The sequence below is a fragment of the Dryocola baronae genome (genome assembly GCF_051297175.1).
Taxonomy (GTDB): Bacteria; Pseudomonadota; Gammaproteobacteria; order Enterobacterales; family Enterobacteriaceae; genus Dryocola.
In genome coordinates this window covers 4,487,103-4,511,319 of sequence record NZ_JBINNY010000001.1, presented here as the reverse complement: position 1 = coordinate 4,511,319, position 24,217 = coordinate 4,487,103, and the positions used below count along the sequence as shown (strand labels likewise).

General features: G+C 54.7%; 33 protein-coding genes. 10 read left to right on the top strand and 23 right to left on the bottom strand.

Annotated features, from left to right (window positions below; translation table 11 throughout):
- The 11 genes from npr to ACSPHG_RS21245 form a co-directional block, all read right to left on the bottom strand.
- Positions 1-273, bottom strand: a complete 273-nt coding sequence (gene npr, locus ACSPHG_RS21295; RefSeq protein ID WP_167614575.1) for a PTS phosphocarrier protein NPr — start codon at positions 271-273, stop codon at positions 1-3.
- Positions 270-1,124: an RNase adapter RapZ gene (gene rapZ, locus ACSPHG_RS21290; RefSeq protein WP_271128024.1), complete on the bottom strand. Its 855-nt coding sequence runs from the start codon at positions 1,122-1,124 to the stop codon at positions 270-272. Before rapZ ends, npr begins: the two co-directional genes overlap by 4 nt.
- Positions 1,125-1,177: 53 nt before the next feature.
- Positions 1,178-1,669 carry a PTS IIA-like nitrogen regulatory protein PtsN gene (gene ptsN, locus ACSPHG_RS21285; protein ID WP_435955493.1) on the bottom strand — a complete coding sequence of 164 codons (492 nt, stop codon included), beginning with the start codon at positions 1,667-1,669 and terminating at the stop codon, positions 1,178-1,180.
- A gap of 85 nt (positions 1,670-1,754) precedes the next feature.
- Positions 1,755-2,042, bottom strand: coding sequence for a ribosome hibernation promoting factor (hpf, locus tag ACSPHG_RS21280; RefSeq protein ID WP_121266403.1), 288 nt, complete (start codon positions 2,040-2,042; stop codon positions 1,755-1,757).
- A gap of 22 nt (positions 2,043-2,064) precedes the next feature.
- The gene (rpoN, locus tag ACSPHG_RS21275; protein ID WP_435955492.1) at positions 2,065-3,501 is read right to left on the bottom strand and encodes an RNA polymerase factor sigma-54; all 1,437 of its coding nucleotides are present in this window, start codon (positions 3,499-3,501) and stop codon (positions 2,065-2,067) included.
- Between the two features lie 48 nt (positions 3,502-3,549).
- Positions 3,550-4,275 (bottom strand): LPS export ABC transporter ATP-binding protein, encoded by a 726-nt coding sequence (gene lptB, locus ACSPHG_RS21270; protein ID WP_435955491.1) that lies wholly within the window; start codon positions 4,273-4,275, stop codon positions 3,550-3,552.
- A gap of 6 nt (positions 4,276-4,281) precedes the next feature.
- Positions 4,282-4,842: a lipopolysaccharide ABC transporter substrate-binding protein LptA gene (gene lptA, locus ACSPHG_RS21265; RefSeq protein ID WP_435955490.1), complete on the bottom strand. Its 561-nt coding sequence runs from the start codon at positions 4,840-4,842 to the stop codon at positions 4,282-4,284.
- Entirely contained in the window at positions 4,811-5,386 is a 576-nt protein-coding gene (gene lptC / locus ACSPHG_RS21260) for an LPS export ABC transporter periplasmic protein LptC (protein WP_435955489.1), read from the bottom strand. Before lptC ends, lptA begins: the two co-directional genes overlap by 32 nt.
- Positions 5,383-5,949 (bottom strand): 3-deoxy-manno-octulosonate-8-phosphatase KdsC, encoded by a 567-nt coding sequence (gene kdsC / locus ACSPHG_RS21255; RefSeq protein WP_435955488.1) that lies wholly within the window; start codon positions 5,947-5,949, stop codon positions 5,383-5,385. Before kdsC ends, lptC begins: the two co-directional genes overlap by 4 nt.
- 16 nt (positions 5,950-5,965) lie before the next feature.
- Positions 5,966-6,952: an arabinose-5-phosphate isomerase KdsD gene (gene kdsD / locus ACSPHG_RS21250; RefSeq protein ID WP_435955487.1), complete on the bottom strand. Its 987-nt coding sequence runs from the start codon at positions 6,950-6,952 to the stop codon at positions 5,966-5,968.
- A 15-nt stretch (positions 6,953-6,967) separates the two neighbouring features.
- The gene (locus tag ACSPHG_RS21245; RefSeq protein WP_435955486.1) at positions 6,968-7,945 is read right to left on the bottom strand and encodes a calcium/sodium antiporter; all 978 of its coding nucleotides are present in this window, start codon (positions 7,943-7,945) and stop codon (positions 6,968-6,970) included.
- Between the two features lie 227 nt (positions 7,946-8,172).
- On the opposite strand from ACSPHG_RS21245, the gene mlaF reads away from it, so the two are divergent.
- The 9 genes from mlaF to ACSPHG_RS21200 all read left to right on the top strand — a co-directional run bounded on the left by mlaF (position 8,173) and on the right by ACSPHG_RS21200 (position 16,167).
- On the top strand, positions 8,173-8,988 hold the full coding sequence (gene mlaF / locus ACSPHG_RS21240) for a phospholipid ABC transporter ATP-binding protein MlaF (RefSeq protein ID WP_435955485.1): 816 nt from the start codon (positions 8,173-8,175) through the stop codon (positions 8,986-8,988).
- Positions 8,989-8,994: 6 nt separating this feature from the next.
- A complete protein-coding gene (mlaE, locus tag ACSPHG_RS21235; RefSeq protein ID WP_435955484.1) occupies positions 8,995-9,777 on the top strand; it encodes a lipid asymmetry maintenance ABC transporter permease subunit MlaE in 783 nt (260 codons plus the stop codon).
- 4 nt (positions 9,778-9,781) lie between these two features.
- Positions 9,782-10,333, top strand: coding sequence for an outer membrane lipid asymmetry maintenance protein MlaD (gene mlaD / locus ACSPHG_RS21230; protein ID WP_435955483.1), 552 nt, complete (start codon positions 9,782-9,784; stop codon positions 10,331-10,333).
- 17 nt (positions 10,334-10,350) lie between these two features.
- Entirely contained in the window at positions 10,351-10,980 is a 630-nt protein-coding gene (gene mlaC, locus ACSPHG_RS21225; protein ID WP_435955482.1) for a phospholipid-binding protein MlaC, read from the top strand.
- Entirely contained in the window at positions 10,980-11,279 is a 300-nt protein-coding gene (mlaB, locus tag ACSPHG_RS21220; RefSeq protein WP_435955481.1) for a lipid asymmetry maintenance protein MlaB, read from the top strand. The genes mlaC and mlaB overlap by 1 nt, the downstream gene beginning before the upstream one ends.
- Before the next feature lie 125 nt (positions 11,280-11,404).
- Positions 11,405-11,659: a BolA family iron metabolism protein IbaG gene (gene ibaG / locus ACSPHG_RS21215; RefSeq protein ID WP_121266380.1), complete on the top strand. Its 255-nt coding sequence runs from the start codon at positions 11,405-11,407 to the stop codon at positions 11,657-11,659.
- Between the two features lie 54 nt (positions 11,660-11,713).
- Positions 11,714-12,976 (top strand): UDP-N-acetylglucosamine 1-carboxyvinyltransferase, encoded by a 1,263-nt coding sequence (murA, locus tag ACSPHG_RS21210; RefSeq protein WP_435955479.1) that lies wholly within the window; start codon positions 11,714-11,716, stop codon positions 12,974-12,976.
- A gap of 517 nt (positions 12,977-13,493) precedes the next feature.
- Entirely contained in the window at positions 13,494-14,816 is a 1,323-nt protein-coding gene (locus tag ACSPHG_RS21205; RefSeq protein ID WP_435955478.1) for an SLC5/6 family protein, read from the top strand.
- A gap of 43 nt (positions 14,817-14,859) precedes the next feature.
- Entirely contained in the window at positions 14,860-16,167 is a 1,308-nt protein-coding gene (locus ACSPHG_RS21200) for an L-cysteine desulfidase family protein (protein ID WP_435955477.1), read from the top strand.
- A 32-nt stretch (positions 16,168-16,199) separates the two neighbouring features.
- Here the strand turns inward: ACSPHG_RS21200 and ACSPHG_RS21195 are convergent, their stop codons facing one another.
- Complete coding sequence (locus ACSPHG_RS21195; protein WP_435955476.1) at positions 16,200-16,376, bottom strand: protein YhaL; 177 nt, start codon at positions 16,374-16,376, stop codon at positions 16,200-16,202.
- A gap of 35 nt (positions 16,377-16,411) precedes the next feature.
- Positions 16,412-17,113 carry a pirin family protein gene (locus tag ACSPHG_RS21190; RefSeq protein ID WP_435955475.1) on the bottom strand — a complete coding sequence of 234 codons (702 nt, stop codon included), beginning with the start codon at positions 17,111-17,113 and terminating at the stop codon, positions 16,412-16,414.
- Between the two features lie 106 nt (positions 17,114-17,219).
- Here ACSPHG_RS21190 and yhaJ point away from each other — a divergent pair, with 106 nt between their 5' ends.
- Positions 17,220-18,110: a DNA-binding transcriptional regulator YhaJ gene (gene yhaJ, locus ACSPHG_RS21185; protein ID WP_435955474.1), complete on the top strand. Its 891-nt coding sequence runs from the start codon at positions 17,220-17,222 to the stop codon at positions 18,108-18,110.
- A gap of 110 nt (positions 18,111-18,220) precedes the next feature.
- On the opposite strand, the gene ACSPHG_RS21180 is transcribed toward yhaJ, so the two are convergent.
- The 10 genes from ACSPHG_RS21180 to exuR form a co-directional block, all read right to left on the bottom strand.
- Positions 18,221-18,604, bottom strand: coding sequence for a DUF805 domain-containing protein (locus tag ACSPHG_RS21180; RefSeq protein WP_435955473.1), 384 nt, complete (start codon positions 18,602-18,604; stop codon positions 18,221-18,223).
- A 105-nt stretch (positions 18,605-18,709) separates the two neighbouring features.
- Complete coding sequence (locus ACSPHG_RS21175; RefSeq protein ID WP_435955472.1) at positions 18,710-19,702, bottom strand: glutathione S-transferase family protein; 993 nt, start codon at positions 19,700-19,702, stop codon at positions 18,710-18,712.
- A gap of 102 nt (positions 19,703-19,804) precedes the next feature.
- The gene (locus ACSPHG_RS21170) at positions 19,805-20,197 is read right to left on the bottom strand and encodes a DoxX family protein (RefSeq protein WP_435955471.1); all 393 of its coding nucleotides are present in this window, start codon (positions 20,195-20,197) and stop codon (positions 19,805-19,807) included.
- 210 nt (positions 20,198-20,407) lie between these two features.
- Positions 20,408-20,698, bottom strand: a complete 291-nt coding sequence (locus ACSPHG_RS21165) for a YqjK-like family protein (RefSeq protein ID WP_435955470.1) — start codon at positions 20,696-20,698, stop codon at positions 20,408-20,410.
- On the bottom strand, positions 20,695-21,093 hold the full coding sequence (locus ACSPHG_RS21160) for a phage holin family protein (RefSeq protein WP_435955469.1): 399 nt from the start codon (positions 21,091-21,093) through the stop codon (positions 20,695-20,697). The genes ACSPHG_RS21165 and ACSPHG_RS21160 overlap by 4 nt, the downstream gene beginning before the upstream one ends.
- A 2-nt stretch (positions 21,094-21,095) precedes the next feature.
- Positions 21,096-21,401, bottom strand: coding sequence for an ElaB/YgaM/YqjD family protein (locus tag ACSPHG_RS21155; RefSeq protein ID WP_435955468.1), 306 nt, complete (start codon positions 21,399-21,401; stop codon positions 21,096-21,098).
- 38 nt (positions 21,402-21,439) lie between these two features.
- A complete protein-coding gene (locus ACSPHG_RS21150; protein ID WP_435955467.1) occupies positions 21,440-21,808 on the bottom strand; it encodes a DUF1090 domain-containing protein in 369 nt (122 codons plus the stop codon).
- Positions 21,809-21,977: 169 nt separating this feature from the next.
- Positions 21,978-22,355, bottom strand: coding sequence for an EnvZ/OmpR regulon moderator MzrA (mzrA, locus tag ACSPHG_RS21145; RefSeq protein ID WP_435955466.1), 378 nt, complete (start codon positions 22,353-22,355; stop codon positions 21,978-21,980).
- Positions 22,356-22,364: 9 nt separating this feature from the next.
- On the bottom strand, positions 22,365-23,027 hold the full coding sequence (gene yqjA, locus ACSPHG_RS21140) for a DedA family general envelope maintenance protein YqjA (RefSeq protein WP_435955465.1): 663 nt from the start codon (positions 23,025-23,027) through the stop codon (positions 22,365-22,367).
- A gap of 329 nt (positions 23,028-23,356) precedes the next feature.
- Complete coding sequence (exuR, locus tag ACSPHG_RS21135; RefSeq protein WP_435955464.1) at positions 23,357-24,133, bottom strand: transcriptional regulator ExuR; 777 nt, start codon at positions 24,131-24,133, stop codon at positions 23,357-23,359.
- Positions 24,134-24,217: the final 84 nt, after the last annotated feature.

Sequence of the window (24,217 nt, the reverse complement as noted above, 5' to 3'; positions counted from 1 at the left end):
TTAGTCTTCGTCGAACCCGGCGTTGAACAGCGCGATAACCGCTGCCAGCGCCTGCTCTTCCTGCGGGCCGGTCACTTCGATTTCGATTTGCCCGCCCTTGGCAGAATCGAGCATCAGCAGCGCGATGACGCTGCTGGCTTCCGCCTCGGTTCCCGCTTCATTCCGCAGCATCACTTCTGCATCAAAACTCTGCACCAGCTCAAAGAGCTTCATGGCCGGGCGCGCGTGCATGCCCAGCTTATTGGTGATCTCAACGGTATGTTTTACGGTCATGTTTTGCGTTTTTCCAGCGTACGGTGACGAGACTGAACGTTCTTGCCGCGCGAGCGGAAGTAGTCGGCCAACTGCTCGGCGATGTAAACCGAACGGTGCTTACCGCCGGTACAGCCGATGGCTACGGTCAGGTAGCTGCGGTTGTTGGTTTCCAGCATCGGTAACCATAGCTCAAGATAGCTGCGCGTCTGGTAAATAAAATTGTGCACTTCCGTGTGGCGGTCGAGGAACGCGGCGACCGGGCGATCCAAACCGGTCATCGGACGCAGTTTCGGGTCCCAGTGCGGGTTCGGCAGGAAGCGTACGTCAAACACGTAATCGGCATCGATGGGAATACCGTGCTTGAAGCCGAAGGATTCAAAGACCATCGTCAGCTCGCGTTCGCGTTTGCCCAGCAGGCGGGTACGCAGCATTTCAGCCAGCTCGTGCACCGACATTTCTGAGGTGTCGATGATCAAATCCGCGCGCGACTTCAGCGGTTCGAGCAGATCGCTTTCTTCATCGATGGCGCTTTCCAGCGACAGGTTCTTGCTTGAAAGCGGGTGTAAACGGCGGGTGTCGCTGTAGCGGCGGATCAACGTGTTGCGGTCCGCGTCGAGGAACAGGAGCTGCGGGGAAAACGTATCAGGCAGATTGGTCATCGCCTGCTCGAAAATCTCCGGGTTTTCCGGCATGTTGCGCACGTCGATGCTGACCGCCGCCGAGATTTGCCGTTCCGCGAGGGTTTTTGCCAGTTCCGGCAGTAGCACTACTGGCAGGTTATCCACGCAGTAGAACCCCATATCTTCCAGTGCACGCAAGGCTACAGACTTCCCTGAACCAGAGCGGCCGCTGACAATCATCAGCACCATGTCTTTACTCCCCCGACTTCTCAAGCTGCGGCATAGACGATACCGCGGCCAGATTATTCACTTTCACTACCGTTTTCGGTATCGGTAATGATCTGATAAAGCTCTTCGTCGCTAAGTGCAGCCCGCAGGCGGCGGCAAATGGTTTTGTCCGCCAGGCGTTTAGCCACCAGTGACAAGGTGTGCAGATGCGTCTTGGTCTGATCCGCTGGCACCAGCAGGGCAAACAGCAGGTCGACCGGCTGGTTATCAATTGCATCAAAGGCGATTGGCGTCTCCAGCTGGATGAACACCCCCACGGCGCGCAGGGTATCCTCTTCAAGTTTCCCGTGAGGAATGGCGATACCATTGCCGATGCCGGTACTCCCCATGCGTTCGCGTGTCAGCACCGCTTCAAACACGACCTGCGGCGGTAGACCGAGCTGTTTTGCAGCCAGTTCGCTGATGATTTCCAAAGCGCGTTTCTTGCTCTGGCAGTGGACACCACTTCGGGTACATTCCTGGTTAAGGACATGACTAAGTTGTAGAACGGAATCGTTGTTCATCATAAGTTCACCTGAGCACCCTGTTAAGCTAACGGCCCGTTGACCTTGGGACAACGAGCCGTCGAGGCGTAAACAGACACCCGGATTATCAATGTTGTTTTAGTTTATCTTTATGTTTAGTTAACTGGCGAGCCAGTTTATCGATCAGGCCATCAATGGCCGCGTACATGTCCTGCCCTTCGGCACTGGCATGCAGCTCACCCCCGTTCACGTGCAGCGTCGCATCTGCAAGGTGGGTGACTTTTTCCACTTTTAACACAATGTAGACCTGATTAATGCGTTCGAAGTACTGCTCCAGTTTGGCAAATTTCGCATTCACAAAATCGCGTAACGCGTCGGTGATTTCGACATTTTGTCCTGTAATGTTGAGCTGCATAGTGTCTTCCTTATCAGTTGGGTCACACCAGCTGCTTACGCTGGTTTGACGGTGGTATGGATAAAGACTCTCGATACTTCGCAACAGTGCGGCGTGCCACCATGATCCCCTGATCTGACAGCATAGTCGTTAACTTGCTGTCGCTAAGAGGTTTCGCGGGGTTTTCCGCAGCAATTAACTTCTTCACCAGCGCGCGAATCGCCGTGGAGGAGGCTTCGCCACCGCCTTCGGTATTCACGTGACTCGAGAAGAAATACTTCAGTTCAAAAATGCCTCGCGGGCTGTGCAGATATTTCTGCGTCGTTACGCGCGATATGGTGGACTCGTGCATTTCCACCGCCTGCGCGATATCGGCCAGCACCATCGGCTTCATGTGTTCTTCGCCGTGCTCAAAAAAACCTTGCTGCTGCTCGACGATACAACGGCTGACGCGCAGCAGCGTATCGTTACGGCTTTCCAGGCTTTTGATCAGCCATTTCGCATCCTGCAGATTGCTGCGGATGTACTGCGAATCGCTGTCGCTTCTGCTGCTGGTGCCGAGCGCGGCATACTGCTGGTTTATTTTCAGGCGTGGAATGCTATCTGAATTGAGCTCCACGGTCCATTTTCCCTGTGCTTTACGGACCAGCACGTCCGGGATTACGTATTCGGGTTCGCCGGTTTGGATGGACTGGCCGGGGCGCGGATCCAGAGATTGAATCAGACACATCGCCTCTTTCAGCACTTCTTCTTTGAGGCGGGTGACGCGCATCAGGCTGCGGAAATCGTGGTTTGCCAGCAGATCCAGATGCTCGCTTACGATAAGACGGGCTTCGCTCAGCCACGGCGTTTCTTTCGCGTATTGGGATAGCTGAATCAGCAGGCAGTCGCGCAGATCGCGCGCGGCGACGCCAACCGGGTCGAAACGCTGAATGCGCTTAAGCACCGCCTCGATCTCATCAAGGCTGACCTCGTCGTTGCCCATGCTTTCCAGAATGTCTTCCAGCGGTACGGTGAGGTAGCCCGTTTCGTCAACGGCGTCGACGATGGACGTGGCGATAGCAATGTCGGTTTCGGTAAAAGGAGTGAGATCTACTTGCCACATCAGGTAATCCTGAAGCGACTGGGTGGTTTCGCCCTGATAAACAGGCAGCTCGTCGTCGATGTAGTCGGTGCCGGTGCCGGAAGGGGTTCCTGCGGTGTAGATTTCGTCCCAGCTCGCGTCCAGCGGGAGTTCGTCAGGCATCTCTTTTTGTTCCAGAGCCTCACGGGTGTCCAGCGCCGCTTCTTCTTCGCGCGCTTCGAGGGAGTCGATTTCTTCATGCAGGTCGGTTTGCTCAAGCAGTGGGTTACTTTCCAGCGCTTGCTGAAGTTCCTGCTGTAACTCCAACGTCGACAGCTGCAGCAGGCGGATGGCCTGTTGCAGCTGGGGAGTCATAGCAAGCTGTTGGCTAAGCCTAAGCTGCAAACCTTGCTTCATATTCAGAGCGGGTATCCTCAGATCTACAGTTTAATTCTTCCTACCCTATCAGAGTCTGAACTCTTCGCCCAGATAGACGCGCTTAACGTGCTCATCTTCCAGAATTTCTGCTGGCGCGCCGTGGGCGATTAGGTGGCCCTGGCTGACGATATAAGCGCGTTCACAAACCGCGAGGGTTTCACGTACGTTATGGTCAGTAATCAGCACACCGAGCCCGCTGTCGCGCAGGTGTTCGATAATTCGCTTGATGTCGATGACCGAAATGGGGTCAACGCCCGCAAAAGGTTCATCGAGCAGAATAAATTTTGGATTCGCCGCTAAAGCGCGAGCGATTTCCACGCGACGGCGTTCACCACCGGACAGCGACTGGCCGAGGTTGTTACGCAAATGCTCGATGTGGAACTCTTCCATCAGCTCGTTTGCGCGGTCGTCGCGCTGCTCGGGCGTGAGATCGTCACGGATTTGCAGCACGGCCATCAGGTTATCAAACACGCTCAGACGGCGGAAAATGGAAGCTTCCTGCGGCAAATAGCCGATGCCACGGCGCGCGCGCGCGTGCAGCGGCAGCATGGAGATATCTTCATCATCGATAATGATATTGCCCGCATCGCGCGAGACGATGCCCACAACCATATAAAACGTCGTGGTCTTACCCGCGCCGTTCGGGCCGAGCAGGCCGACAATTTCGCCGGATTTAACGGTCAGACTTACGTCTTCCACCACGCGGCGGCCTTTATAAGCCTTGGCGAGGTTCTTCGCGATTAAAGTTGCCATAACGAATTAGTTACTCTTTTTCGGTGCTGGAGCGGGTGCCGCCTTGCCGTCTTTATTCTGCAATTGTGAAGGCACCAGAATCGTGGTTACGCGCTTACCTTTTTCGCTAAACGCCTGCATTTTCTGTTCTTTGACCAGATAGGTAATCTTGTCGCCTTTGATATTGCTGTCGAGCTGTTCCAGGAACGCGTCCCCGGTTAACACCACAAAGTCGTTTTGCAGCTCATAGTGCATCTTGGAAGCGTGGCCTTTTACCGGCTTGCCGCTGTCCTGCATCTGATAGAAGGTGGCCGGATTACCGTAACCATCGATCACTTCTTTGCCCTGCTCGCCGCCCGGACGCGTGACCACAACCTTATCGGCGTTGATCTTGATACTGCCCTGCGTGACGACCACGTTGCCGGTAAAGGTAACGATGTTGCTTTGCATATCCAGCGACTGCTGATCTGATTCAATATGAATCGGCTGATCGGTATCACCGGTCAGCGCGAAGGCCGAAAAGCTGGCGGCCAAAAGCGTACTGGTCAGTACTAAATTACGGCTGAGTTTGTTTATTCTGGATTTCATAGGATGTTCTAACCTTTTCAATCAGCTCGGCGTTCTTGCTGCGCAAATTACCGCGCATTTTCAGGCCGCTGGAGTTAAAGCTGGTACCGTACAGCGTCACCAAATCATCAGACGCAACATCCTGAGTGATCAAGTTAACCTGCGCATTGTCTGTGGTAATTTTGCGTAGCTGCGAATCGGGCGTCAGCGCCGTGAGAACAACGTTCCCGTACAGATACAGCATTCGGTCATTAGTCAGTTTGGCGCGATCTGAGCGTAATGACCAGGTCGCTACTTTATTTTCATCGTACTGCGTCATTATCGGGTTGGTGAACCAGGAAATGGCCGTATCTGAGAAATATTCAACGTGTTCCGCGACTAACCGGTAGTTCAGCGCCCCTTCAGGGTTATAAACCACGGTGGTGGAGTGTTCGCTTTTATAGGTTGGCTCGTTAGCGTTCACGGTCGTGGGCGACACGGCATCCTGGTCGGCCAGATTAATGCCGATCAGCACGAGCGCTATCAGTGCCAGCAGGATGATAAACCAACGCCTTGTTTTACTCATATGGATAGCCCTTTGGCCTCATCAAGCTTCCCCTGCGCAAGGAGTAAAAGATCGCAGACTTCGCGTACCGCTCCGCGCCCACCGTTGATTCGTGTGACGTAATCCGCGCGCGGCGTCAGCAGTGGATGGGCGTCGGCAACGGCAACGCTCACGCCAACCTGTGCCATCACCGGCCAGTCGATGAGGTCATCACCGATATAGGCCACCTGTTCCGGCGCGACGGCGAGTTTATCCAACAGATCGCGAAAAGCCAGCAGCTTGTCGGATTGGCCCTGATAAAGATGGGTAATCCCCAACGTCTCGCAGCGGTCTTCAAGCAGCTTGGCTTTGCGACCGGTAATAATAGCGACTTCGATTCCGGAGGTGAGGGCGCAGCGAATGCCGTAGCCATCTCGCACATTAAAGGCCTTCAGCTCTTCGCCGCTGTTGCCCATGTAGATAAGGCCGTCAGACATCACGCCGTCGACATCCAGAATAAGCAGGCGTACGTTGGCCGCCCGCTCCATCACGCGAGCACTCACCGGCCCATAACAGGTATCGAGTGACGCTTCATGGTTACTCATTAAGTCTAATCCTTTGTTAAACCACGCCTGCGCGCAGCATGTCGTGCATATGTACCACACCGAGCAGTTGGTCGCCATCGGCAACCAGTACTGAAGTAATATGGCGGGACTGCATCAGGTTTAAGGCATCAACTGCCAGCGTACCCGGACGGACGCGAATGCCGCCTGCGGTCATCACATCCGCGATATTAAGCGTGTGTAAATCAACGCCCATATCGAAGACGCGGCGCAGGTCGCCATCGGTGAAGATACCCTGGATTTTCATCAGGTCATCGCAAATCACCGTCATACCCATATTTTTACGGGTAATTTCCAGCAGCGCGTCGCGTAAAGAAGCCTCTTTGCTGACGTGAGGGATTTCATCGCCGGTGTGCATGATGTCGTTAACGCGTAATAACAGTTTACGACCCAGCGCACCGCCCGGATGGGAAAGTGCGAAATCTTCTTGGGTAAAGCCGCGGGCTTTCAGCAGGGCAACCGCCAGCGCATCGCCCATGACCAGCGTCGCCGTGGTGCTGGTGGTTGGCGCAAGGCCCAGCGGGCAGGCTTCCTGCGGGACTTTGATGCACAGATGGATATCAGCGGCGCGGCCCATCGCGCTTTCCGGGCGGCCGGTCATGCAAATCAGCGGCACCTGAAGGCGTTTAAGAACGGGGATCAGCGCCAGAATTTCGTTGGATTCACCGGAGTTGGAAATCGCAATCACCACGTCCTGCGCGGTGACCATGCCTAAATCGCCGTGGCTCGCTTCGCCAGGATGAACAAAGAAAGCAGGCGTGCCGGTACTGGCGAAGGTTGCCGCCATTTTCTTACCGATATGGCCTGATTTCCCCATTCCCATAACCACCACTTTGCCGGGGCAGTAGAAAATCTTTTCACATGCCTCGGAAAAGTCGGCATTAATGTATTGATCGAGCTGCGCCAGGCCTTCACGTTCAATGTTCAGCACGTCCTTGCCTGCCTGTTGAAAGTCAAAACCCGGCTGTAAATCTATCTGTGACATAGTTCCGTTTCCCCTTTATCCCACGACTGGTGATGCCACAAACCACAGCACCACGATCCATACCAAGAAACCACATGTTAACAGAGCGCCCGCCGCCTTGCCGATAGAGCGAGGCTTGCGCCAGCAAAGCACGGCGAAAATGGCACTTACCGCCAACATCACCCAGTAGTCACGGGCGAAGGCCAGCGGGTCAATATCGCCCGGAGCGATCAGCGCTGGAATGCCCAGCACAAACGCGATATTAAAAATGTTCGAGCCAATAATATTACCGATGGCAATGTCATCTTCGCCCTTACGGGCACCGGCTATGGTAGTCGCCAGTTCCGGAAGGCTGGTGCCGACGGAAATTATCGTCAGGCCGATAACCAGCTGGCTTACGCCGAAAAAGTTCGCCAGAACCGTGGCGTTGTCGATAACCATGCGTGTTGCCATGGGCAGAATAATCAGCGCCACGGCGAGCCAAAGAAACGCCACCGAACGGCTGCCGTCGCGGGGTAATTCCGCGACCTGCTCGCGCGTCAGGCTGTCGTGGCCCTGGCGCTCGGCCAGAAGCGCAATCTTGACGATAAACAGCAGGTACAACACGGCCATCGCAATCAGCAATATGCCGCCAATACGGCTGAGACTGCTGTCGAACAGGAAAAGTCCCGCAGCGATGCTAAAGAGTAACATTAGGGGCAATTCACGACGTAGGATATCGGAATTCACGGTAAATGGGTGTAAAAGCGCCGCAAGCCCAAGAATTAACATGATGTTGGTGATATTGGATCCCAGCGCGGTACCGACGGCTAAATCCAGCTGCCCGTGCAGCGCGGCGGAGCCTGCGACTATCATCTCTGGCAAAGATGTGCCGATACTTACCACGGTCATACCGATAATTAACGGCGGGATCCCAAAATTGCGGCAGAGTATAGAAGCGGCAAACACCAGGCGGTCGGCACCGTAGACCACAAGCAGCAAACCGATAATTAACAGAGCCGTAGCTAACAGCATGCAAAATCCTTTATTAAGGTATAATCGCCGGTCCTGGCCTGGTAAATCCCGGCTTGCGTACAGATCTGAAGGGGGTGGCAATCGTGCTTAATTCTGACTTTATGCGTCCGAAAAGTAAAACAAATGCCAGCTTTCGCTAAGTGCAGCAGGTAATATTCTGTAAAAATGATGGGTTTCCGCTGCGATTTAACCATGCTGAATCAACAGACTCTTTAAAAGGAAGGATGATGAGCCAGGAAGAGACGAATCTGGTCGACATCCGTGGGGTGAGTTTTTCCCGGGGCGATCGGCGCATTTTCGACAATATCTCTCTGACCGTACCGCGAGGCAAGATCACTGCCATAATGGGGCCTTCCGGGATAGGGAAGACCACGCTGCTTCGCCTGATTGGCGGTCAGATCCAGCCAGATAGCGGTGAAATTCTGTTTGATGGCGAAAACGTTCCTGCCATGTCGCGTTCGCGCCTGTTTACCGTGCGCAAACGCATGAGCATGCTCTTCCAGTCAGGGGCTCTTTTTACCGATCTCAACGTCTTTGAAAACGTCGCCTATCCGCTGCGCGAACATCGCCGCCTGCCGGAGCCGCTGCTGCACAGCACCGTGATGATGAAGCTTGAAGCGGTTGGCCTGCGCGGTGCAGCAAAGCTCATGCCTTCTGAACTGTCAGGCGGTATGGCACGCCGCGCGGCGCTGGCTCGCGCTATTGCCCTCGAACCCGATCTCATCATGTTCGATGAGCCGTTTGTTGGCCAGGACCCAATCACCATGGGCGTGCTGGTGAAGCTTATCTCCGAACTGAACGACGCGTTAGGGGTGACCTGTATCGTTGTCTCCCACGACGTGCCCGAGGTGCTGAGCATCGCTGACTATGCTTATATTGCAGCGGATCGGCACATCGTGGCGGAGGGCAGCCCTGAAGCGCTGCGTGAAAACCACGATCCGCGCGTGCGCCAGTTCCTCGACGGTATCGCGGATGGCCCCGTGCCATTCCGCTACCCCGCATCGGACTACCAAACCGATCTCTTATCAGAAACAGGGAGTTAGTGGATCATGCTCTTTAACGCACTGGCATCGTTCGGGCGACGCGGCTTAAAAACCTGCGCCTCGTTTGGTCGTGCCGGGTTGATGCTCTTTAACGCGCTGGTCGGTAAACCGGAATTCCGCAAGCACGCGCCGCTGCTGGTGCGCCAGCTTTATAATGTCGGCGTGCTGTCGATGATTATTATCATGGTGTCCGGGCTGTTTATCGGCATGGTGCTTGGCCTGCAGGGTTACCTGGTGCTGACCACCTACAGCGCGGAATCAAGCCTTGGCATGCTGGTCGCGCTTTCTCTGCTGCGTGAACTTGGCCCGGTGGTTGCGGCGCTGCTGTTTGCCGGCCGCGCCGGTTCAGCGCTGACTGCCGAAATCGGCCTGATGCGCGCGACCGAACAGCTTTCCAGCATGGAAATGATGGCCGTCGACCCGCTCAGGCGCGTCGTTTCACCGCGCTTCTGGGCCGGGGTTATCTCACTGCCGCTGCTGACGCTGATTTTCGTGGCCGTCGGTATTTGGGGCGGTGCGCTGGTCGGCGTGAACTGGAAAGGCATTGACGCTGGCTTCTTCTGGTCTGCCATGCAGAATGCCGTTAACTGGCGTCTCGATTTAGTAAACTGTGTCATTAAGAGCGTGGTGTTCGCCATTACAGTAACGTGGATTGCGTTATTCAATGGTTACGATGCTATTCCGACGTCCGCAGGGATTAGCCGGGCAACGACACGTACCGTTGTGCACGCTTCGCTGGCCGTTCTTGGTCTTGATTTTGTGCTCACCGCACTGATGTTTGGGAATTGAGTTCATGCAAACAAAGAAATTTGAAATTTGGGTTGGGGCGTTCATGCTGGTTGCGCTGGTGGCAATCATCTTCCTGTGTTTGAAAGTGGCCAACGTCACCTCGCTGCGCAGCGAGCCTACCTACCGCGTGTACGCCACCTTCGATAACATCGGTGGCTTGAAAATCAGCTCCCCGGTTCGCCTGGGCGGCGTGGTCATTGGCCGCGTGGACGATATCTCGCTTGATGAGAAAACCTACCTGCCGCGCGTCACGATGGAAATCGAAAAGCGCTACGACCACATTCCGGATACCAGCTCGCTCGCTATTCGCACCTCCGGCCTGCTGGGCGAACAATATCTTGCGATGAATCTTGGTTTTGACGACCCGGAGCTGGGCTCGTCTATCCTTAAGGACGGTGGCACCATTCAGGATACGAAATCCGCGCTGGTGCTCGAAGACCTGATCGGCCAGTTCTTGTATAAGAGCGGCAATGGCGATAATCAGGGTTCCGACGATTCCCACCCGGCGCCAGAGCAGAATAATGAAGCAGCGCCGCAGCCTGGCACGACGAACTAATTAAAGAGGATATTATTATGTTTAAACGTCTCGTGATGATCGCCATGCTGGTGATTGCGCCTCTGGCGATGGCAGCAGACCAGACCAATCCTTACAAACAGATGGGCGAAGCGGCACAGAAAACCTTCGACCGTCTGAAAAACGAACAGCCTAAAATTCGTCAGAATCCAAACTACCTGCGCGATATCGTCGGCCAGGAACTGCTGCCGTACGTACAGGTAAAATACGCCGGTGCGCTGGTGCTGGGCCGCTACTATAAAGAGGCGACCCCGGCACAGCGTGATGCCTACTTCAAAGCCTTTGAAGAGTATCTGAAGCAGGCTTACGGCCAGGCGCTGGCAATGTACAACGGCCAGACCTACCAGATTGCGCCGGAACAGCCGCTCGGCAATGCAGATATCGTGGCTATCCGTGTGACCATCGTCGATCCAAACGGCCGCCCGCCGGTACGTCTGGACTTCCAGTGGCGTAAAAACAGCCAGACCGGTAACTGGCAGGCTTACGACATGATCGCCGAAGGCGTCAGCATGATCACCACCAAGCAAAACGAGTGGAGCGATATCCTGCGTACCAAAGGCATCGACGGCCTGACCGCGCAGCTGCAGTCCATTTCTCGTCAGCCGATTACTCTGGACAACAAAAAGTAATGGAAGAGCTGAGTTGGAAACGCGACGGTAACGTGCTGACTCTGGCCGGTGAACTGGACGGCGATACCGTCCAGCCTCTGTGGCAGGAGCGCGTGGCAGCCATGAGCGGCGCTCAGATCGTTGACCTGGCAGGGTTGACGCGCGTGGACACCGCCGGTCTTGCGCTGATTATTCACCTGGTCGCGCTTGCCAGAAAGCAGGGCAGCGAAGTAGCCCTGCGGGGCGCGAGCGACAAACTGCAAACGCTGGTCAAACTTTATAACCTGCCAGACGGCCTGTTACCTGCCTTTGCAAGCTAGTGTTTTCATAGCGTTACTGTTCATGCCCCCGATCTCTTGAGATCGGGGGCTTTTTGCTTATTTAAGCCGACGCCACTTTCCTCTAAGATGTGTGGCTAATTCAATAACCGACGAATATATATCCCATGGAAAATCATGAAATTCAGACAGTGCTGATGAACGCACTGCCCCTCCAGGAAGTCCACGTTTCCGGCGACGGTAGCCACTTTCAGGTGATTGCGGTGGGTGAGCTGTTCGGCGAGTTAAGTCGCGTGAAAAAGCAGCAAACGGTTTATGCGCCGCTGATGGAGTTCATCGCCGATAACCGCATTCACGCCGTATCGATCAAGACGTATACCCCGCAAGAGTGGGATCGCGATCGCAAGCTAAATGGTTTTTGAGCAGCACGCCGGGCGCGTGTTGTAACGAGTTGAATTTAAAAGAGAGCTGTTGCAATGGATAAATTTCGTGTGCAGGGTCCGACCCAGCTAAGCGGTGAAGTCACGATCTCCGGGGCAAAAAATGCCGCGCTGCCGATCCTGTTCGCTGCCCTGTTGGCAGAAGAGCCGGTTGAGATCCAGAACGTTCCAAAACTGAAAGACATCGATACCACGATGAAGCTGCTCAGCCAGCTGGGTACCAAAGTAGAACGCAATGGCTCGGTGTGGATTGACGCAAGCGAAGTGAATATCTTCTGCGCGCCGTACGACCTGGTGAAAACCATGCGCGCATCCATCTGGGCGCTTGGCCCGCTGGTGGCGCGTTTTGGTCAGGGTCAGGTTTCTTTACCGGGCGGCTGCGCTATCGGCGCGCGTCCGGTTGACCTGCACATTACCGGCCTGGAGCAGCTGGGTGCGGAAATCAAACTGGAAGAAGGCTACGTTAAAGCTTCCGTAAATGGTCGCCTGAAGGGCGCGCACATCGTGATGGATAAAGTAAGCGTTGGCGCTACCGTCACCATCATGAGCGCGGCGACGCTTGCGGAAGGCACGACCATCATCGAGAACGCGGCGCGTGAGCCAGAAATCGTTGATACCGCAAACTTCCTGAACACGCTGGGTGCCAAAATCAGCGGCGCAGGAAGCGACCGCATCACCATCGAAGGCGTTAAGCGCCTGGGCGGCGGCGTTTATCGCGTGCTGCCAGACCGTATCGAAACCGGGACTTTCCTGGTGGCAGCGGCCATCTCTCGCGGCAAAATCATGTGCCGTAACGCGCAGCCGGACACGCTGGATGCGGTTCTTGCCAAGCTGCGCGAAGCGGGTGCTGATATCGAAGTTGGCGAAGACTGGATCAGCCTCGACATGCACGGCAAGCGTCCGAAGGGCGTCACCGTGCGTACCGCACCGCATCCTGGCTTCCCAACGGACATGCAGGCGCAGTTTACCCTGCTAAACCTGGTGGCTGAAGGCACCGGCGTTATCACTGAAACCATTTTCGAAAACCGCTTCATGCACGTGCCGGAGCTGATCCGTATGGGCGCGCACGCGGAAATCGAAAGCAATACGGTCATCTGCCACGGCGTTGAGAAACTCTCCGGCGCGCAGGTCATGGCGACCGACCTGCGAGCTTCCGCAAGCCTGGTGCTGGCGGGCTGCATCGCTGAAGGCACTACCATCGTTGACCGTATCTACCACATCGATCGCGGCTACGAGCGCATTGAAGACAAGCTTCAGGCGCTGGGTGCGAAAATCGAGCGTGTGAAAGGCAGCGAGTAAGCCTCTCTTAAGAAAACCGGGGGCTCCCCCGGTTTTTTTATCAGCGTAAGATGCTGAGCTGTTACTTTATCCCTACAATCTTTAGTGTTTTATGCTGTCTGCCGCGCTTTGTGTGAAGCCGATCATTTTTTGCCGCCGCCAGTAACACAACTCATTAACACACAAGCGAGTGCGCCATCACAGTTTGATCGGGCAACGAGACATCCCATTCGCCGCATTGATTAGCATCTCTTTTAAAAACATACAGTTATAAATATCCAAAAAAGCGCCTGATAATTTATTCCTCTTCTGTAACTGAAAAAGAAAACCAAAACTAATATTTCCCGCTTAATGGAGAATTATTTTCTCTTTAACCCCGCCTCTCTCTCACGGGTTGCAAATTTTTTCTCCCGGCCAAGCGCTATCATTTCCGCCATAAAAGAACCTGCAAATAATAAACCTCGGTATCGCCATCGGCCGCGGAAAACTCTGTACTTAAAAATCACAATTAAACCTACATAGCTGAGCGAGTATTGATATGGAAACGGTAACGGTTGCACCTATTTCACGTCCGGCGGCAGGCCGGGCGGGAATGACAGAAAGTGAATGGCAGGCGGCGATAAAATTCGACGGTAACGACGTCGGTTGGATCATTATGAGTATCGGAATGGCAATCGGTGCCGGGATCGTATTTTTACCGGTGCAGGTTGGCTTAATGGGGCTATGGGTATTTTTGCTTTCCTCAATAGTGGGCTATCCCGCCATGTATCTCTTCCAGAGATTATTTATTAATACTCTGGCGGAATCACCGGAGTGCAAAGACTATCCCAGCGTTATCAGCGGTTATTTAGGAAAGAACTGGGGAATATTATTAGGCGCGCTCTATTTTGTGATGCTGGTTATTTGGATGTTTGTTTATTCAACGGCGATCACCAACGATAGCGCATCCTATCTGCACACCTTTGGTGTTACCGACGATCTGCTGTCCGAAAATCCTTTTTATGGGCTGGCGCTCATCTGCATTCTGGTGGCGATCTCCTCGCGCGGCGAAAAGCTGCTGTTTAAAGTCTCAAGCTTTATGGTGCTGACCAAGCTGCTGGTCGTTGCGGCGCTTGGCGTATCGATGGTTGGGCTTTGGCATTTATACAATGCCGGGTCGCTTCCGCCGATGGGGCTGTTGGTGAAAAACGCGATTATAACCCTGCCTTTCACCCTGACCTCTATTCTGTTTATTCAAACCCTAAGCCCGATGGTTATCTCCTATCGGTCACGGGAAAAATCACGGGAAGTTGCCCGCTATAAGGCGCTGCGCGCCATGAACATCGCTTTTGGCGTTCTGTTTGTCACCGTCTTCTTTTATGCGGTTTCCTTCACTCTGGCGATGGGACACGAAGAAGCGGTTAAAGCCTATGAGCAAAACATTTCCGCGCTGGCAATTGCCGCCCAGTTTATTAACGGCGGTAACGGTTCATGGGTGACGGTGGTCAGCGTCATCCTGAATATCTTTGCGGTAATGACGGCTTTCTTTGGCGTATATCTTGGCTTCCGTGAAGCCACGCAGGGCATCGTTATTAATATTCTGCGCCGCAGAATGCCCGCTGAGAAAATTAATGAGAAGCTGGTGCAGCGCGGCATTATGGTCTTCGCCATCCTCCTCGCCTGGAGCGCGATCGTGCTTAACGCCCCGGTGCTGAGTTTTACCTCTATCTGTAGCCCCATATTTGGCATGGTGGGCTGCCTGATCCCGGCATGGCTGGTTTATAAAGTCCCGGCGCTTCACAAATATAAAGGCGTATCCCTGGTCATTATTATTATCACCGGCCTGCTGCTGTGTATTTCTCCATTCCTTGCATTCTCCTGATAGCGGTAGTTTGCAGTATTGTATAAAGCGTAAAGGCTAAAAAATGGCAAATTCTGAATTAAACCCGGCCTGGGAAGAACTCATCAGGGCCGTAAAAATGAACGTGAAGCCTGCGGTAGGCTGCACCGAGCCGGTATCCCTGGCGCTTGCCAGCGCGATGGCGGCATCGCATCTCGCGGGGAGCGTGGAGCGAATCGAAGCAAAGGTTTCGCCTAACCTGATGAAAAACGGCATGGGCGTTACCGTTCCCGGAACGGGGATGGTAGGCCTGCCCATCGCGGCGGCGGTAGGGGCGCTGGGGGGCGATCCGCTCGCCGGGCTTGAGGTGTTAAAATCGGTGCCGGTAAAAGCAATTGCCGCAGGCAAGCTGCTGTTGGCGAGCGGCAGGGTTTCAGTGACGATGCAGGAGCCTTGCGACGATATTCTTTATGCCAGCGCGACGGTTTTTACCGCCGATGGAAAGGCTACCGTCGTTATTTCCGGCGGGCACACTCAGGTTTCCAGAATTGAAAAGGACGGCGTCGTGCTGTTTAGCGCAGACAGCGGCGTTAAAACGGAGGAAACCGCGCCAGCGTGCCGCCTGGAAAGCTTTACCCTTGAACAGATCGTTGAATTTGCCCAGAGCGCTCCGCTTGAGAAGATAGCGTTTATCCTCGATGCCGCGCTGCTCAACGGCGAGCTGTCGCGAGAAGGGCTACGGGCACAGTACGGTTTGCATATCGGCTCCACGCTTCTGCGCCAGCAGGGTAGAGGCCTGCTGGCAAAGGATCTCCTAACCGACATTATGATTCGTACCTCAAGCGCGTCCGATGCCCGCATGGGCGGGGCTTGCCTGCCCGCGATGAGCAACTCCGGCTCTGGCAATCAGGGCATAACGGCGACGATGCCGGTCGTTGTCGTGGCGGAATACCTCGGCTGCGATCGTGAAAAGCTGGCGCGGGCGCTCATTCTCTCGCACTTAACGGCTATCTATATTCACCATCAGCTTCCTGCGTTATCCGCTCTGTGCGCGGCGACCACCGCAGCCATGGGCGCGGCGGCAGGCATGGCATGGCTCATTGACGGCAGCTATCGCACACTGTCGATGGCGATCGGCAGCATGATCGGCGACGTTAGCGGCATGATTTGCGATGGCGCATCAAACAGCTGCGCGATGAAAGTTTCCACAAGCGCGGCGGCTGCGTGGAAAGCGGTGCTGATGGCGTTGGACAACACCTGCGTAACGGGAAATGAAGGGATTGTGGCCGATGACGTCGAGCAATCTATCAGCAATCTTTGCGCGCTGGCGAGCCATGCGATGCAGCACACCGACCGGCAAATCATTGAAATCATGGCGAACAAAAACGCCTAAAAAACTCACCCCGGTCATGCCGGGGTAGATCCCTACAGGCTGACTTCTTCCTCCGCCAGCCGCACGTCCGCTTCGATAACGATGGCTTCAAGCTCGCTTAACATCTGGTCGTAGCTCAGCTCGGTGGCCGCGGTGTTGACGGCCACCGCTGGCAGAGGGGATAGCACTGCTTTTGGGCTATTTTTCCTGGCGGTTGATTTCTTACTCACTGATTTCTCCCGGTTTTAACAGCGTGATTCAGGCTTTACACCGGTAAATCTATCAGCAATGCGCGCAGCGAGGTATCTGCAACCAGCGTAATGTTAGCCTCGTCACGGATAAAAGCGCCGTCGCCGCAGGTCAGGGCTTCCTTCTCTTCCGTGTGCGTTTGCGCGTGAACGGTGCCGTGAATCGACTGCAGATAGGCGCGCGGGCCGTGCAGCTGGAAGCTCAGCTGTTCGCCTTTTTCCAGCTCGATATGGTGGATCCAAACCTGCTGGCGCAGCTGCAAACTCTCTTTGCTGCCGTCCGGCGAGGCGATGAGCTGCTGGGCTACGTCGGCGAGTTCGATTTTCTGCACCAGGGCATTTTCACGCTCCGGGCAGGCGTCAAGCCACAGCTGCATGCGGGTCAGCGGTTTCTCTTTGCTGAGGTTATGTTCGCTGTAGCTGATGCCCTGCTGGGTCGAAAGCAGCAGCGCTTCCCCGGCCCTGGCCTGCACGTGGTTGCCTTCGCTGTCGCGGTATTCGGCTTCACCTTCCAGAATCAGGTTGAGGATATCCACCTTCGGGTAGGTTCGCGGCTGGAACGACGCGCCTGGCGCAAGCACTTCCTGGTTGAGTACGCGCAAAGAGGCATAGCCCAGCAATTTCGGGTCGAAATAATGTCCAAAGGAAAACGTATAGCGCGCCTGCAGCCACCCGTAGTCCGCTTTCCCGCATTGTTTGGCACTTCTTGGCGTAATCATAATATCTTGACCTCTTTTTACACTAAACCCATGGTAAAGGTCTGGACGCTGCATTGTTAGCCAGTTAATCTGCTCGGTATGTTCAAATTTCCTGAATGAGAACGAGATGGCTAAAGAGAGAGCATTGACGCTTGAGGCGTTGCGGGTCATGGACGCAATAGACCGCCGTGGCAGCTTCGCCGCCGCGGCAGACGAGCTGGGGCGCGTTCCGTCGGCCCTGAGCTACACCATGCAAAAATTAGAAGAAGAATTGGACGTGGTGCTGTTTGACCGCTCTGGACATCGAACAAAATTCACCAACGTAGGCCGCATGCTTCTCGAGCGCGGGCGCGTGCTGCTCGAAGCCGCAGACAAGCTGACGACGGACGCCGAAGCCCTGGCGCGCGGTTGGGAAACCCATCTCACCATCGTTACCGAAGCATTGGTTCCCACGGGGAAACTGTTCCCGCTGATCGACAAGCTGGCGGACAAAGCCGATACCCAGCTTTCCATTATTACCGAAGTGCTGGCCGGCGCATGGGAAAGGCTGGAGCAGGGCAGGGCGGATATCGTGATCGCGCCCGATATGCACTTCCGTTCGTCTTCAGAAATTAACTCGCGCAAGCTCTATACCCTGATGAACGTTTATGTCGCCGCGCCCGACCATCCTATCCACAGCGAACCCGAGCCGCTGTCGGAGGTGACCCGCGTGAAGTATCGCGGCATTGCGGTAGCGGATACCGCCCGCGAACGCCCGGTGTTAACGGTGCAGCTATTAGACAAGCAGCCGCGCCTGACGGTGAGCACCATCGAAGATAAACGCCTGGCGCTGCTGGCAGGTTTGGGCGTGGCGACGATGCCGTATCCGCTTGTCGAGCAGGACATTGCCGAAGGGCGTTTACGCGTGGTCAGCCCGGAATACACCAACGAAATCGACATTATTATGGCGTGGCGGCGTGACAGCATGGGCGAAGCGAAGGCATGGTGCCTGCGGGAAATTCCTAAGCTCTTGAAGTAATCCGGACGCCCTCTCCCCGGCCCTCTCCCCCAGGAGAGGGGGAACTCCAATCAAATCCCCTCTCCCTGAGGGAGAGGGCTAGGGTGAGGGGGAAATTCTGTTGAAGTGTGTTATTCGACAATACTTTTAGGGCCAACGGCCAAAGGATCTGCGCCGAATCGGTTCTCACCCGGCGTGCCTTTCTGGCAGTTAAACGCCAGAATGATCAGCCAGCCGACGATTGGGATTAGCACCAGCAGCAGCCACCAGGCGGAACGATCGGTGTCGTGCAGGCGGCGGAACTGTACCGCCCAGGACGGAATCATCACGAACAGCCCGTAAACCGTGGTCAGTATCCCTTCATCGCCCGCAACGCGCAGGCCCAGCATTTTATCCAGAATGGATAGCACGCCGGTCAACACCAGGTTGACGAGGATAAACATCCAATATTCTTTGCGGCGCGCGCGTCCGCCAAAACCAATATAATTTCTTAAAACTTTGAAATACCAATCCATTTGCGGCCTGCCTTGAGTAGTCGTCAATCACTTGATCTCTAAGCGATCTCTTCCAAGAATAGCCGCGAATGAATTACACGTAAATCTTCAGCTCACTGAATCTTATCAACCTTTTCTAAACCGCACGTCGCGCCCGTGCGGCTCATCGAGATCCTGCGCGGGGCCAACTGAAATAATTCCGGTCGGGTTGATGGTTTTATGGCTGCGGTAATAGTGGTTGCGGATGTGCGCGAAGTTAACGGTTTCCGCAACGCCCGGCGTCTGATAAAGGTCGCGCAGGAAGCCATAAAGATTCGGGTAATCGCTGATACGGTGTTTATCGCACTTGAAGTGGGTAACGTAAACCGGGTCGAAGCGCACCAGCGTCGTCCACAGGCGGATATCGGCTTCGGTAAGGCCGTTGCCGGTAAGGTAGCGGTGCTTGTCGAGAATCTGCTCCAGGCGCGCCAGCGAATCGAAGAGCTTGCCCACCGCTTCGTCGTAGGCTTCCTGCGTGGTGGCAAATCCGGCTTTGTACACGCCGTTATTTACGGTGTCATAAATCCAGCCGTTCAGCTCGTCGATCTGCCCGCGCAGCTGCGGAGGGTAATAGTCACCGGCGCGTGCGCCCTGCGCGTCGAACGCGGTATTGAGCATGCGGATAATTTCCGCGGACTCGTTGCTGACCACGGTCTGGGTTTTCTTATCCCAAAGAACGGGTACGGTGACGCGACCGGTGTAGTCCGGATCGGCCTGAAGATAGAGCTGATAAAGGTATTCGTGCTGATAAAGCCCGTCGCCGGTGGCGTCCGGGAAGTCATCGGCGAACGTCCAGCCGTCCTCAAGCATCAGCGGATTCACCACCGAGACGGAGATAAAGGATTCCAGCCCCTTGAGCGCGCGCATAATCAGCGTGCGGTGCGCCCACGGGCAGGCAAGAGAAACATAGAGGTGGTAACGGCCTTTCTCGGCGGCAAAACCGCCTTTGCCCGTTGGCCCCGGCTCGCCATCGGCGGTCAGCCAGTTGCGGAACGCGGATTCCGAACGCTTAAAACGCCCGCCGGTGGACTTGGTGTCGTACCAGTTATCGTGCCAGACGCCGTCGATGAGCTGTCCCATGTTTCCCCCTCAAGATGTGCAAAAAGCGGGGACAACCCCGCTTGATGTGTCATTCGGATGACGGATGAGCGCCATCCGACATAACAATTCATTATAGAACGCTTACCATTTTTTATTCAGCAGACGGTCGATGCTGTACGCGCCCGGTCCGAAGATAGCCAGCAGCAGGTAGCCACCCGCGATGGTGAAGTTCTTCATGAACATAATGGAGTTCGGGCCCTGGGCGAAGTCACTGTGGAACAGGAATGCGGTCAGCAGGGTAAACACCGCGGTAATGATTGCCGTGGTACGGGTCAGGAAGCCGAACAGAATCGCCAGGCCGCCGCCGAACTCAAGCAGAATGGTCAACGGGAGCAGGAAGCCAGGAACGCCCATCGCTTCCATGTATTGTTGCGTGCCGGCATAGCCCGTAATTTTGCCCCAGCCTGCAACGATAAACAGGATTGGCATCAGGATACGTGCTAACAGAACACCAGCATCATCTAATTTTTTCATTTTACTCTCCAACGATTCTTTTAAGGGCGCTATCAACCCGGGGATGATTGTCTTCGCAATTTCCGGTAGTTACCGGCAGTTGCTGTCGATGGAGGGGATATTAAACGTGACGGTGGGTGATTGTTAGCAAGGATAATCGACAATCTACTTCAAATATCTTGAGCAAGCGGAGGGGTAAAAAAAATGCCGCCCCTGAGGACGGCACGTTGTTTAGTGCGTTTGCTGCTGAACCGTGTTGCGAATCAGCCGCCAGGCGCTCCAGGCACCGAAGCCACGCTTGCCCCAGCGCATCAGCATGCTGGGGTGACGAACGCTCCAGATTGCCAGCACGCTGCTTGCAATCAGCGCGTAGCTGCGCAGGCTAACCAGAGTAATCCAGCCGCGATCGTAAGCCCCGGTTGCTTCCAGCCAGTCGCGTTTTCCCGCGCTGAGATCCAGCCTTTGCTGCTGGATGCGGCTTAGCAGCAACGCCTTACGCTTATCGCGTTCCCGGTCACTCATGACTTATCGTCCTCCAGCAGCTCGCGATCATTTTCCAGCTCGCGGCGGGTATGGCGCAGCAGCGTGGATTTGCGAGATTTGGTGAGCGTCCAGATACCGCCTATCAGCGCAAGCGCCAGCAGCACGACGGTGGTGGCAATCATCGCATTAAGACGATACTGCGGATCGATTGCCCAGATAACCAGCACCATCAGACTCATCAGCCCAAAGGCAGCAAACAGCATGGTTAACCCCAGCATCAACAGCAGCTGGACGATGTGAGCCTTTTCTTCCTCCAGTTCAACCACCGCGAGGCGTACACGAGTCTCCACCATTCCGACAATGATGGTCACCAGGCGCTGGCCGATACCGAGGACGCTTTTACCCGGCCCTTGAGGTTGACGAGAATCAGCCATAATCAGCGACGCGACATCAGAACGCCGATGACGATGCCGACCGCGGCCCCGATCCCGACGCCGGTCCATGGATTTTCACGCACGTAATCATCCGCTTTTGACGCCGCTTCACGCGTTTGTTTGGCAATCACGTCGCTGGTTTCGCCAAGGCGGTGGCGGCTCTCTTTCAACGCTTTTTCAGCTTTGCCGCGCAGTTTTTCCAGCTCGTTTTTAGACTTATCCGTCGATGCGCTCAGCACCTCTTCAAGGGTATCTGCCAGGGATTTCAACTCAGCGCGCAAATGTTCTGATGTAGTATCTTTTGACATGGTGCTCTCCAGGTGTTTGAGGTGTTAATCCTTAGACTTTAGTAATCACGGGCTTCCAGTGCTTTCAGCTCGTGCTCTGCTTCAGATAGCTTTTGTTCACGCTTGGTAATTTTGTCAGCGTCGCCTTTCTGGCGGGCTTCCTGAAGATCCGCTTTACGTTCAGCGATCTCTTCCTTTTGTTTGGTGATTTTTTTCTGGTGATCAGCTCGCAGGCTGCTGTCGCTGCAGTTTGCGCGGACTTCCTTAAGCGCTTTATTCAGCCCGTCAATACGGTGCTGATTGTTGTGCTTTTCCGCATAGCCAATTTCACGCTGTATGTCCGCCTCTTTTTCGCCGCACAGCGAAGCCGCCTGCGTAGCAGAGGTCAGTGATAACAGGGCAAGAGCCAGTACGGTACGGTAGTTCATGATAGTGACCTTCCATTGTGAATGTGTGTATTGCCGCAAAGCTGCACACCCATAGTCCAGTTATTCCGATAAAGACGCTGATTTGTAGCGGTTAATGCCAACACAAGCATAGTCAGAAATTGGGTAAAAACCCAATTTCCGTTTACAAATTCAGAATTCTGGAGGGGGATTAGCCAATGCGGTCGGCTTGAGTACGCAGGCGTGAAAGCCAGGTAGTGGCGCTGTTATCATCATCCTGCTGGGCGATGACGTAGCCGTGGGGCAGCGTTCTGTACAGCACCGCTTTGGCGGCTTCGCTCTGCACGCTGGAATCAAACTTAATTAATAACGCGTCGTTATCCGGGGTAATACTGTTAAAGCGAATGCCGTTAGCATCCAGGTGATGCCAGACCAAAAAACCGTCCGGCATGCTGACACCCTGGTGGCTCGCGCGGATCTGCAAGGTGGACTCTGTCCTTTGCATTCCGGACCAGATAAGCAGCGCGCATACGGCAAGACCGCCGACCAGCAGCGCCACCTTCAGGCGACGGTTAAATTCTAATTTCATCGTAATCCCCTAGCCGCGGTTACCGTATTTCTTACGCCAAAGCACAATTAACGAACCGATCAGGCCAAACACCAGCAGCACCACCGGCAGCAGCATCAGGCAGGACATCAAGGCATCTTCATACTTCAGGAATACCGGCGTTTTGCCGAGCAAATATCCCAGAGTGGTCAGGATTAGCACCCAAAGCAGACCGCTCATCCAGTTAAAGAACTGGAAGCGCGCATTACTCAGACCCGATAAACCCGCAATAGTTGGTAACAGGGTGCGAACAAATGCAATGAATCTACCGAGCAGCAGTGCGGACAGGCCGTGCTTATGGAAAAGGCTGTGCGCACGCTGGTGATAATGGGCCGGCAGGTGCGAAAGCCAGTTTTGCACGGTGCGCGTATTGCCGAGCCAGCGTCCTTGAATATAGCTCAACCAGCAGCCGAGGCTTGCGGCGGCGGTGAGTAATAAGATGGTTTCCGGGAAACCCATTGCCCCTTTGGCAATAAGTACGCCCACTAAAACGAGAAGACTGTCGCCGGGGAGGAAGGCTGCTGGAAGTAATCCATTTTCCAGAAAGAGAATCATGAATAACACGAAATAAAGCATGCCAATCATCCCCGGATTGGCGAGCGTTTCAAAATCCTGGCTCCAGAGAGCGGTAAGCAGTTGCGTCAAAAGTTCCATTCACTATTCCTGGCACATCGTTAAGGTCGCCGGTTTAAATCGGGTAAAGAGGAATAACGGCACTGTTAGGGTTTTTATTAAGCCGTCTTAGTCACTATCTGATTAAGCCTGTCGCCACAAATCCTTGTGTATGCGATGGAGACGGGTGGAGGATAAAGGCCCTCACTGACAGTGAAATTGCATCTAATTGTAACAAAGGCATGAGTAATGCGTCACAGTATTTGTGCTTTGTTGATGAATGATTTTGCTTACTGGGGGAGGGGCTGGCGAGGGTATTTACAAACGCTGACACTATTGGTTGGTTTGCTTACCCTCGGGCAGGAAAATGACTATTTTTGACCGTTTGCCGCCGTATCCAGGTGAACTACCGGATTTTCAGCAAAGAGATAGCGATCGGCATTGAATTCAAAATCATCGCTGGTGGCGTTAAACAGCATTTGCTTAGTGTTTTCGAGGTGCTGCCACATCGCCAGCTTGGCTGCATGAGAATCTTTACGGATCAACGCTTTAAGAATGCTGTCGTGGTCGTCGCACCAGTTATCAACGGTACGTTTATCGATGTGCTCGTGCAGCTTTTTCCAGTACGGGTTGTGAATACGCTGGCTCCACATCTTTTCCACGATAGCGGCGAGGGCGCTGTTCTGGGTGGCGAGGGCAACCTGCGTATGGAAATGGAGATCCCACTCTGAATCGCGGAAGCTCTGCTCGTTACGCGCCATCTCCTGGATTTCCATCAGCTTGACGATATCCTGCTTCGTCACCTGTGTAGCTGCAAACTCGGCGATATTGCTTTCGATAAGCTGACGCGCCTGCAGCAGCTCAAACGGCCCGAAGCTTGCGAACTCAAAACGCTCATCCGGCAGGTTGGTATGCTTTGCCTGGCTGGACATGACGTGAATACCCGACCCCTTGCGCACCTCCACGTAGCCTTCAACCTCAAGCATGATGATCGCTTCGCGCACCACGGTGCGGCTGACGTTCTTCTCTTCGGCAATAAAACGCTCTGCCGGAAGCTTTTCGCCCACCTGGTATACGCCGTTTTCAATGCGGTGTTTTAGCTCTGCGGCCAGCTGCTGATACAGGCGGCGAGGTTCCATGACTTCCATACGTGGCTCCGGGAGATACTGCGGGGATGACTTGATTTGTTATACCACTTTTCTCATCTGTGCTCCACCGCGACGCGGGCGTCC

Bases quoted from the DNA above. Each gene is read 5' to 3' on its own strand.
- npr (WP_167614575.1), bottom strand. From the start codon at position 273: ATGACCGTAAAACATACCGTTGAGATCACCAATAAGCTGGGCATGCAC.
- rapZ (WP_271128024.1), bottom strand. From the start codon at position 1,124: ATGGTGCTGATGATTGTCAGCGGCCGCTCTGGTTCAGGGAAGTCTGTA.
- ptsN (WP_435955493.1), bottom strand. From the start codon at position 1,669: ATGATGAACAACGATTCCGTTCTACAACTTAGTCATGTCCTTAACCAG.
- hpf (WP_121266403.1), bottom strand. From the start codon at position 2,042: ATGCAGCTCAACATTACAGGACAAAATGTCGAAATCACCGACGCGTTA.
- rpoN (WP_435955492.1), bottom strand. From the start codon at position 3,501: ATGAAGCAAGGTTTGCAGCTTAGGCTTAGCCAACAGCTTGCTATGACT.
- lptB (WP_435955491.1), bottom strand. From the start codon at position 4,275: ATGGCAACTTTAATCGCGAAGAACCTCGCCAAGGCTTATAAAGGCCGC.
- lptA (WP_435955490.1), bottom strand. From the start codon at position 4,842: ATGAAATCCAGAATAAACAAACTCAGCCGTAATTTAGTACTGACCAGT.
- lptC (WP_435955489.1), bottom strand. From the start codon at position 5,386: ATGAGTAAAACAAGGCGTTGGTTTATCATCCTGCTGGCACTGATAGCG.
- kdsC (WP_435955488.1), bottom strand. From the start codon at position 5,949: ATGAGTAACCATGAAGCGTCACTCGATACCTGTTATGGGCCGGTGAGT.
- kdsD (WP_435955487.1), bottom strand. From the start codon at position 6,952: ATGTCACAGATAGATTTACAGCCGGGTTTTGACTTTCAACAGGCAGGC.
- ACSPHG_RS21245 (WP_435955486.1), bottom strand. From the start codon at position 7,945: ATGCTGTTAGCTACGGCTCTGTTAATTATCGGTTTGCTGCTTGTGGTC.
- mlaF (WP_435955485.1), top strand. From the start codon at position 8,173: ATGAGCCAGGAAGAGACGAATCTGGTCGACATCCGTGGGGTGAGTTTT.
- mlaE (WP_435955484.1), top strand. From the start codon at position 8,995: ATGCTCTTTAACGCACTGGCATCGTTCGGGCGACGCGGCTTAAAAACC.
- mlaD (WP_435955483.1), top strand. From the start codon at position 9,782: ATGCAAACAAAGAAATTTGAAATTTGGGTTGGGGCGTTCATGCTGGTT.
- mlaC (WP_435955482.1), top strand. From the start codon at position 10,351: ATGTTTAAACGTCTCGTGATGATCGCCATGCTGGTGATTGCGCCTCTG.
- mlaB (WP_435955481.1), top strand. From the start codon at position 10,980: ATGGAAGAGCTGAGTTGGAAACGCGACGGTAACGTGCTGACTCTGGCC.
- ibaG (WP_121266380.1), top strand. From the start codon at position 11,405: ATGGAAAATCATGAAATTCAGACAGTGCTGATGAACGCACTGCCCCTC.
- murA (WP_435955479.1), top strand. From the start codon at position 11,714: ATGGATAAATTTCGTGTGCAGGGTCCGACCCAGCTAAGCGGTGAAGTC.
- ACSPHG_RS21205 (WP_435955478.1), top strand. From the start codon at position 13,494: ATGGAAACGGTAACGGTTGCACCTATTTCACGTCCGGCGGCAGGCCGG.
- ACSPHG_RS21200 (WP_435955477.1), top strand. From the start codon at position 14,860: ATGGCAAATTCTGAATTAAACCCGGCCTGGGAAGAACTCATCAGGGCC.
- ACSPHG_RS21190 (WP_435955475.1), bottom strand. From the start codon at position 17,113: ATGATTACGCCAAGAAGTGCCAAACAATGCGGGAAAGCGGACTACGGG.
- yhaJ (WP_435955474.1), top strand. From the start codon at position 17,220: ATGGCTAAAGAGAGAGCATTGACGCTTGAGGCGTTGCGGGTCATGGAC.
- ACSPHG_RS21180 (WP_435955473.1), bottom strand. From the start codon at position 18,604: ATGGATTGGTATTTCAAAGTTTTAAGAAATTATATTGGTTTTGGCGGA.
- ACSPHG_RS21175 (WP_435955472.1), bottom strand. From the start codon at position 19,702: ATGGGACAGCTCATCGACGGCGTCTGGCACGATAACTGGTACGACACC.
- ACSPHG_RS21170 (WP_435955471.1), bottom strand. From the start codon at position 20,197: ATGAAAAAATTAGATGATGCTGGTGTTCTGTTAGCACGTATCCTGATG.
- ACSPHG_RS21165 (WP_435955470.1), bottom strand. From the start codon at position 20,698: ATGAGTGACCGGGAACGCGATAAGCGTAAGGCGTTGCTGCTAAGCCGC.
- ACSPHG_RS21160 (WP_435955469.1), bottom strand. From the start codon at position 21,093: ATGGCTGATTCTCGTCAACCTCAAGGGCCGGGTAAAAGCGTCCTCGGT.
- ACSPHG_RS21155 (WP_435955468.1), bottom strand. From the start codon at position 21,401: ATGTCAAAAGATACTACATCAGAACATTTGCGCGCTGAGTTGAAATCC.
- ACSPHG_RS21150 (WP_435955467.1), bottom strand. From the start codon at position 21,808: ATGAACTACCGTACCGTACTGGCTCTTGCCCTGTTATCACTGACCTCT.
- mzrA (WP_435955466.1), bottom strand. From the start codon at position 22,355: ATGAAATTAGAATTTAACCGTCGCCTGAAGGTGGCGCTGCTGGTCGGC.
- yqjA (WP_435955465.1), bottom strand. From the start codon at position 23,027: ATGGAACTTTTGACGCAACTGCTTACCGCTCTCTGGAGCCAGGATTTT.
- exuR (WP_435955464.1), bottom strand. From the start codon at position 24,133: ATGGAAGTCATGGAACCTCGCCGCCTGTATCAGCAGCTGGCCGCAGAG.